The 8,548-nt window shown below is 62.2% G+C and carries 5 protein-coding genes and 1 pseudogene; 1 reads left to right on the forward strand and 5 read right to left on the reverse strand.

The window, feature by feature from the left end; genetic code table 11:
* A partial coding sequence (locus QM659_RS16565) for a glycosyltransferase (RefSeq protein WP_415189269.1) occupies positions 1–1,447 on the reverse strand: 1,447 nt, incomplete at its 3' end.
* Between the two features lie 247 nt (positions 1,448–1,694).
* Between QM659_RS16565 and QM659_RS16570 the strand changes: the two genes are divergently transcribed.
* Positions 1,695–2,417: a hypothetical protein gene (locus QM659_RS16570; protein ID WP_415189270.1), complete on the forward strand. Its 723-nt coding sequence runs from the start codon at positions 1,695–1,697 to the stop codon at positions 2,415–2,417.
* A 46-nt stretch (positions 2,418–2,463) separates the two neighbouring features.
* Here the strand turns inward: QM659_RS16570 and QM659_RS16575 are convergent, their stop codons facing one another.
* From QM659_RS16575 to QM659_RS16590, 4 genes and pseudogenes are all read right to left on the reverse strand, one after another.
* Positions 2,464–4,257, reverse strand: coding sequence for a tetratricopeptide repeat protein (locus tag QM659_RS16575; RefSeq protein WP_415189271.1), 1,794 nt, complete (start codon positions 4,255–4,257; stop codon positions 2,464–2,466).
* A 5-nt stretch (positions 4,258–4,262) separates the two neighbouring features.
* Positions 4,263–5,669: an HlyD family type I secretion periplasmic adaptor subunit gene (locus QM659_RS16580; RefSeq protein WP_415189272.1), complete on the reverse strand. Its 1,407-nt coding sequence runs from the start codon at positions 5,667–5,669 to the stop codon at positions 4,263–4,265.
* The gene (locus QM659_RS16585) at positions 5,632–7,926 is read right to left on the reverse strand and encodes a peptidase domain-containing ABC transporter (protein WP_415189273.1); all 2,295 of its coding nucleotides are present in this window, start codon (positions 7,924–7,926) and stop codon (positions 5,632–5,634) included. The genes QM659_RS16580 and QM659_RS16585 overlap by 38 nt, the downstream gene beginning before the upstream one ends.
* A gap of 91 nt (positions 7,927–8,017) precedes the next feature.
* Positions 8,018–8,548, reverse strand: a pseudogene (locus QM659_RS16590) (hypothetical protein); the annotation flags it as partial.

Raw genomic sequence — 8,548 nt, forward strand, 5'->3', positions numbered from 1 at the left:
TTCGAATGTGCGCCAGAACGTCAAAACGCGTGGCGTTCCATTCATGGACGCTGAATTGCTCGACCGGAGCCTCAACGTCCTCGGCATCAAATTCCACGTCGGCATAGAGGTGGCCTGTCCGCTCGACCCACTCGCGCAGGATACGTTCCGTCCCGTCGGTGTTGTTGTTTGTGCGGATGTGGAGAACAATCGAAGACTTGGGATAATCGAGCGACTCGATGCATTCGAGATAGAGCGGCAGGAACTCCTCTTTCTGCTTCGCGAGAATTGCAACGAGCACGCGCGGCGCGGCGTTCAATCGCGAATGGAGCGACCTTGGAGTGCCCACGCGATGCTGATCTTCGAGGGTTTCTGTGCCAAGCGATCCAAGGTTTCGATCCTGGTGCAGGTTTTCGCTCGCGTAACGCGCATTCGAAGCCACGCGTTTCACATCTTCATCGGAGAGTTTTCCGGATGCGAGCAGCGTCAGGCTCGCGTCGAGGCAATCGCGCATGTGACCGGACCAGTACGCATTGACGGAAAACTCGTCCAGCAGGCCGGTTTCATAAATCCAGGTTTCCACGAACAGGCCATCTGACGGAAGCGGTATCTGCAGCCCTCGCCTTGCGAGCTGGAAGCCTTCCTGATTCCGTCCCTTGACCCGGCAGAATTTGCTTGCCCCGTGAAGGGCTTCCGCCCGCGATGGCGCAGCATCCGCAGCGCGAAGGTATGCATCGATGACATCCTGTTCGTCGTACCCGAGTTCCTCCTTCAACTGCGCGGCGGAATAAAGACTGATGAACACTTCCTCTTGCCAGAAACCAAGCTGCGCCCGGATCAGGTATTGCCGCAAGGCACGGTCCAACTCTCCGCAGTCGCGATAGCTCTGTGCGAGGTAAAAGCGGTAGCGGGCGATCAGGAACGGGTTGGTTTCGGTCCTCAAGGCATTCTCAAGCACCGTGGCATCGCGCCGGTAGGTGCCGGGATCTTTGCGGCGGGCGCCGTCATCGTTGACCCTCAATCGGATCCCGGGAAGCTGCTCGACCGAGGCGGCATCTTCGCAGGCGAGGTATTCGTGAAGAACGCCTTCCCAGCGCCAGGGCAGAGCATTGCGGATGATCTGGGTCCGCCAATGCACGATGCTTCCATGGTGGATCTCGATCGCGTAGTGATCCGCCGACAGCTCGGGTATCGCGGTGTCCGCATCGAACTCGAGCATGTCGTCCGCGTCGATGATCAGCGTGTAATCGCCCTTTCCGCGCGCCAGCTCCAGGGCTTCGCTACGGTTGTGCGCGAAATCTCGCCAGGGACGCTCGTGCAACTCGCCTGGCAGGTCGCGCAAATGGTCGCGGATGATATCCTGAGTGCCGTCGGTGGATCCGGTATCCACGATCACCCAGTAACCGATGATCGGCCTCACGCTATCGAGGCAGCGGCGGATAACGGCCGCCTCGTTCTTGACGATCATGTTTAAACAAATTATCTGGTTTTCGGGCTTCATTTCAAACTCCGATTGAACGGAAGAGCGGCCATCCGCCAAAGTTGAGTGAGGTGCGCATGACCATCACCGGCCGACCATGAGGCGACGGCACTTTCTTTTGCTGCTCGGTGGCAGCCTGCTGCTGCCGTTGAAAAGTGCGCAGGCGTGGCCCATTTGCAACAGTGTGTCTTGTCTCGATGCACCGTTGGAACTTGGAGGTAAGTGGGGCGGGTCCATGCCGTCGGACGCGGCGGCGGTGATGGAGCGCATGCGCGCGGCCTGTCTGGCTGGTGTGGCCTTGGTTTCGGATCGCCAACCGGAAAGACTCCGGGTCGACAATCACGCCGGGACGCTGCCATCGATATGGCTTCACAATCAGGCGCCCACGACGGGCTGGATCATCGTCAGTATCGGCACCCGCGACTGGTGCAAACTCGCCTATCAATTCGGGCATGAGCTGGGGCATGTCCTTTGCAACAGCTGGCAGTCTGATGCAAAGCCCCGAAATCCGTGCCAGTGGGTCGAGGAAGCGCTGGTCGAGGCCTTCTCCCTTCGCGGTCTCCAGCTTCTTGCGGACGCCTGGGAGCATGTGCCTCCGTTCCGGAATGACGCTGCGTTCGCCGGCTCCATTCGGGATTACCGGGAAAAGATGGTTGTCGATTACCGTGCTGCCTTGAAGGAGCAAGACGATACGGCATCGTTGCGAACCTGGTTCAAGGAACATGAAGCTTCCCTTCATGTAGACGGAGGCGTTAAGGCCGCTAAAGGTGCGGTTTCTACCATGCTCGATCTTTTGCAGAGCGATGCCACCATGATCGCGGACCTCGGTGCATTGAATCGCTGGCCGGGACGAAGCGGGATTCCTCTGCCGGACTACCTCAATCTATGGGAGAAAAGCTGTGCGGAGCTGAAGGCTCCCGGCCGTTTGCCGGTGCGGTTGCGAAAGCTGCTCGCTTGACGATGAGTGGAACGCAGGGGCGCCTTTTGTCGGCGCCCGCCGGTCGTCATGCCATCAGTTCTTCTTCCGCCACGGCGTCGGCTTTGCCGGTCCGCTCACTGTCGAGCGCGGCGAGTTCTTCAGCCGCGCCTCCCGCGCCGAGAGAAGCGGCGCGTTCGTACCAGCGGCGTGCGGTCTCTATATCTTTGGGGGCGCCAAGTCCCTGCGCTGCGTAGCGCGCGAGCATCAGGGCTGCCGCGGCGTGATCCTGTTCCGCCGCGCGGCCGAACCAGAGCCGGGCCTCGCCAAGGTCGGTAGCGAGTTCGGTTTCCTCGCCATGCAAGATGCCGAGGGCGAACATTGCGCCGGAATGGCCCGCCCTGGCCGCCGACAGAAACCGCGCCTTCGCCGCTTCCGGATCGTAGGAGACGCCACGGCCCTGAAGATAAAACTCACCGAGGGCGAACTGTGCATCCGCCATACCAGCGTCGGCCGCGCTTTCGAACCAGGCGGCCGCCTCGCCATCGTTTCTGTCCAATCCCCGGCCGTCGGCCAGCATGCGTCCATACCAATATTGCGCGCTCACCACCTCGTCTGCTGCTTTTCTCAGCCAGAAGGCGGCGCGCGCATCGTTGCGCGGCACGCCGATGCCCTCGGCGAGGCAAACCGCATAGTTGAACGCGCCGATCAGGTCGCCTTGCTCGGCGGCGCGCTCGAACCATTCATGCACGGGAAAGCTCTCATTATCCGTGTTCGACACGGCGCCTGTCTGCAACAGCGTCGCAAGGTCAGCCTGGGCAACGGTATCGCCTGCCTCGGCGGCACGCTTGAACCAGGCCGCGGCCTCGTCCGGGTCGCGCGCCACGCCTGCCCCGGTGAGGTAGAACATGCCAAGCGTCCTGGCAGCGGCTTGATGCCCCCGTTCGGCTGCCGTTCGGAACCAATGCACGGCCTCGATATAGTTCGGCGGGAGCGCGCCCCCGCGCGAATATAGCTCGCCGAGGTGCATCGCGGCCTCGCTATCGCCCGCGACCGCCGCGCGACGCAGCCAGCTCTCGCCGTTCAAGGCGTCAGCCGGTCCGCCGCGACCGTCGAGGAGCATCAGACCGAGCTTCAATTGCGCGGCCGTATGCTGGGCTTCGGCGGCGAGAGTGTAGAACCGCCGCGCCTCGGCCTCGTCCAACGCCGTGCCAAATCCGCCCTCCGCCGCGGCCCCCAGCAGGTAATGCGCGGTTGCAAGTCCCCCCTCCGACGCGCGGAGAAGCTCATTACGTGCAATGAGCATGTTGTCGGCGATATCGCTGCGAAGCATCAACGCGATGGCGTAGCCAAGCCGACCCTGCGGACAGTCCTGCGCGGCCGCCTTCCGATACCAATCAAAGGCGGCATCGGGATCGCGCAGACTTTCGGGCCCCGAGGATAGGATGAAAGCCAGCATGGCTTGAGCATCCGGGGCGCCTGCCTCGGCGGCCCTCTTTGCCCAGACCATGGCGGCATGGTAATCGGGCGTTTCCGACTCGCTGGCCTCGAACAGTCTTTCATCGGCCACAGCCGATCTCGTCACACCGAACAGATGAAGGGCGGCCAGCCGACATTGCGCTCCCACATGTCCGGCCTCGGCCGCCACCTGATACCACCGCGCCGCGGAGACAGGATGCTGCAGCGCTCCCTTTCCCTCAAGATAGCGCTCGCCGACGATGAAAGCCGCTTCGGTGTCGCCCGCTTCAGCCGCTGCTACGAAAAGGGCAAGGGCGCGCTCCGGCGCGACGTTCGAGAGGCGCTCGGCCCGCGCCCGAGCCCGCTTCGGCGAGCGGGCGACGAGGCGGTCGAGCACCTTGTATATTATATTCAGTCCGATCATGCTGGTCAGGCTCCCGGCTCGCGCATACTTTCGTGGGCAATCGGAAGAATCTTGGAGACAAAGTATGCCAATATGGAGCGTGTGCCGACCTTGACGTCCGCAGTGAGCGGCATTCCAGGCATCAGGCGGAAGCCGGGCGGGGTGTCGTGCAGCATCATCTCGGTGAGGGAAATGTAGCCCTTGTAGTAAAGCGTGCGCGGCCTGTTCGGCAGCGTGGAACCCCCTTCCTGAGGCGAGGCTTCGGGGCTGAAGCTGTCCGCACTGATCAAACGCACGGTGCCGCGCGCGCTGCCGTATTGCAGGAAGGGCAGCGTGTCGAACTTGATCGTTACCTCATCACCCGGACGGACATAGCCGCTGTCGATGCCGGAGATGTCCGCCTCGACCGACAAGGGAGCGTCGAGCGGCACGAGCTGGATCAGCGGCTCCGCGCTTGTGACGACAGAGCCGACCGAGATCTTCGCGACCGAAAGCACCACGGCATCGCGGGGGGCAGTCAGCACGACCAGCTGATTATGCAGGTTCGCCTTGGTGTAGTCTTGCCGGGCTTGCGCCAGTTTGCGGCGCGTATCGGCGAGTTCCTGCGAGACCTGGGCATCCCAGCGGTGAATGTAGGCTTCCCGCTCCGCTTCCTCGGCTGCGAGCTTCCGGCTGGCTTGCGCACTCTCCGATTCGCTTTGGGAAAGCGATACCGCCATGTTCAGACGTGCGTCCGTGGCGAGGATCGTGTTCAGCTTGCTGCCGACCTGAAGATTCTGAAGCTCCTGTCGCATGCCCTCGACGTTTGCTGCGAGCCCGAGGCGCTTGCGATAATGATCGGCTTGGGCGCTGCTCCCCTCCATCTGGGTACGAAACTGATTGATCTTCTGATCGTGCGCTTCGAGCGAGGATTTATATTCCCTGGATTGCTGATTGAAGATCGAAGCCTGCAGCGTCGCGTGCGGGTTTGCCGGGTCCGGGACATAGTCCCTGCCTGCGGTCTGTGCTTCGAGCCGTGCCGCCTTTGCCGTGAGTGAATCGAGTTGGTCCTTCATCGAGACGAGGTCGGCCGCGCTGATGGTCGGGTTGAGGCGAGCGAGCAACTGCCCCTTGCGAACGACATCCCCCTTTCGCACGTCGATGCTTTCGACAATGGAGTGATCGAAGGGCTGTACGACGATGTTCGGCGCGTCGGCGACGAGCTTGCCGCTCGCCGACACGATCTTGTCGATCTGGATCAGCCCGCTGGCGACGAGTGTCGAGACCACCAGCAGGAAGACGAAAAGATTGGTGCCGCGCGAAAGCCCTGGAACCGGGCTCGCGATGATCGCGGCCGAGGGGCTCTGGAATTCGAGAGCGGCGAGTGGAAGCGGGCTTTTCTCGGCCCGCTTGGCCTTAGCTGGCTTGGATGAACGACGGCGCAGGAGCGGCATGGGCTTTTCCTTGGGAATCGGAGTGGCGGTTCTGTTGAAGCCAGAGGTGGCGATAGATGGCGCAGCGCTCTACGAGTTCGCGATGCGGTCCAATATCGATGACCTTCCCTCGATCGAGCACGAGGGTCTTGTCGCAATCGACAAGCGACGAGAGACGGTGCGAGATGATCACCATCGTGCGGCCACGGGCCATGCGCTGAAGGTTGGCGTTGATCAGCGCCTCGCTTTCCGGATCGAGGGCGGACGTGGCCTCGTCGAGGATCAGCAGCTTCGGATCCGAGATCAGGGCTCTGGCGATGGCGAGCCGCTGCCGCTGGCCCCCGGAGAGGTTGGTGGACCCTTCCTGGATCCAGGTCTCGTAACCCTGGGGCAGACGCTCGATAAACTCCTCGGCACCGGCAAGCCTCGCTGCGCGGACCGCGTCCTCGAAGCTCAGACCGGGGCGGCCCGCCAGGATGTTGTCCTTGACGGACCCCCGGAACAGGAAATTCTCCTGCAACACTGCTCCGAAGCTCTGGCGCAGATGGCGAAGGTTGATCTCCCGCAGTTCGATTCCGTCGATCTTGACGGCTCCCGAATATTCGGGGTTGATGCCCATGAGCAGGCGGGTGACGGTGGACTTGCCCGATCCCGACCGGCCAACCACGCCCAGCATCATGCCGGGTTCGATGGAAAAACTGACATTGTCGAGTGCAGGCGACTTGCTGCCCTCATATTTGAAGGTCACTTCCTCAAAGCTGATCGCGCCTTCCAGTTTCGGACGCAATCCGTGAGTGAGCGCGCGCTTCTCGGTCGGGCGGTTAAGCACCCAGCCCACCTGGAACAGCGCCTGACGCGCTTCCTGGACGTCCTGAAGAAGGCGCGCCAGGTTCACCAGCGGACCCGCCACGCGGCCGCCCAGCATCATGAAGCCGATCAGGCCGCCGAGAGACAGCGGGTTGTTCGAGGTCATCGCGAGATACGCCCCGAGCGCCAGCACGCCGGCCTGAGTGTATTTCTCGAAGGGCATCACGAGCACCATGGGCCAGTTGCTGAGCTTGCCCATTCGCATGTTGAGATCGCCGACCGTGGCGATCCGCTCATCCCATTCCGCGGCGCGCGTGGATTCGAGGCACAGCGACTTGACGGTGCGGATGCCGTATATGCTCTCGACAAGGGTGGATCCCTTGTCCGATTCCGCCTGGATGACCTTGCCCGTCAGATCCGCGAGCGGCCGGAGAAAGGCCCAGATGATCAGGGTGATGCAGCCCGCCGCCGCCAGCACAGTCCAGGCGAGCGTCGCTTCCATGTAGAACAGCACGGGCAGCAGCAGCAGAACCATGGCGACGTCGATGAACGTCGTTATCATGCGGCCGGTGAGAAACTCGCGCACGCGATAGAGCTGACTCACCTTGTAGGAAATCTCGCCGGCCTGATTGCGCTCAAAGAAGTCGATCGGCAGCGTCATCAGCCGGTTGAATATCACAAGATGAAGTCTCGTATCGAGCCGGGTGGCAAGAGTAATGAGCAGCATTCGCCGTGACCATGCGATCAGCATCTCGAAGACGAGCGCGATCAGAAGGACGACAACGATGAGCGTGAGCGTGTTGGTGCTGTTGTAGGTGACAACCGTGTTCAGCGTCGTCATGATCATCAGCACGGGGAGCACGCTGAGGATGGTGATTGTAATCGAGCCGATCGCCACATCGCGCAGGATGGATTTCTCACCCCAGACCATCCGGGTGAGCAGGCCGAGATTGAACGCTTTCTCATCTTCGCTCTCGCCGCGGGACGCGCGCACGAGCAGCGTGGCGCCGTCCCAGACCTGCTTGAGCCGGAGTTCGTCGATTGGCGTGGGCAGCTTGGTTGAAGGTGCCAGCGGATCGCGGACCAGAAGCACGCCGTGCTCATGGTTGCGGCCGACAACGACGGCGGCTCCGCCGTCGGAGAGCAGGAGCAGGATTGGTGCGGGGTTGTCGATTTTCATCAACTGACCGAAACTGAGGCGCACCGCTCGCGCCCAAAGCCCGTATTGGCGGAGCCATTCCACCAGGGCAGGCGAGGAGGGGGCGGCGCCTTTGGCATCGGGCCGGACCGTCGAGGGGTCGGGATCGACACCGTGATAGCGGGCGACGTGAGTGGCGGCGACTATCCGGGCATGCACAGCGGCGGTGCCCTGCCCGTCGGAAGCGGCCTTCGCGCCAGGTTCGCCAGCCGGAGCGATGTGCAGCAGCTGGTTGGCCGTGGCCGGAATATTGGCAGGTGACACGAAATTCATCTCGATCACTCTTTGGGCTGTTCAAGGAAAAGGCGTCTGCCGGTCATGCAAGGGAGGAGACCGGCCATTGTGGCCGATCTCCAGTTTTGGGTTAGTGCTTGGGCAACTGCAGATGATTCTGCGTCGGGTTATTCAGGCTGATCGAGCTGAATGAACCGGAATTGCCGTTGTCCTTGAAGATGCCGCCCGCCTTTATGTCGACGCTTTGCTTGAACGTATCAAGCAACGACGCAACACTCTTGGGCGTGACATCAGACGGCCGCAGAGACGCGCTTATCTGTTTAGCGATGCTCTGAAGCTGGCTCTCACCTTGGGCGACACCCTTGGTGTTGTCTCCGGCGCTTCCCTGAGACGTGGAAGAACCGGAAAGGAAGGTCGGACGATCGCCCTTCGAGCCTTGGTTCAAGGACGGGGTCTCGTTTTTGCCGAGCCCCTGATCGCGGCCTTTCGCTCCGTGATCGCTGCCCTTCGAGTCCCCACGATCATGACCGTGGTGGTCGTGGTGATGATGCCCGCCGGACTTGCCGGTAGCACCCGTAGCGCCCGTCGCTCCGGTCTTGCCGGTGGCGCCGGTAGCACCGGTCTTGCCGGTAGCACCCGTGGCACCCGTCTTGCCGGTAGC

It is taken from the genome of Rhodomicrobium sp., from assembly GCF_047605405.1.
GTDB lineage: Bacteria > Pseudomonadota > Alphaproteobacteria > Rhizobiales > Rhodomicrobiaceae > Rhodomicrobium > Rhodomicrobium lacus.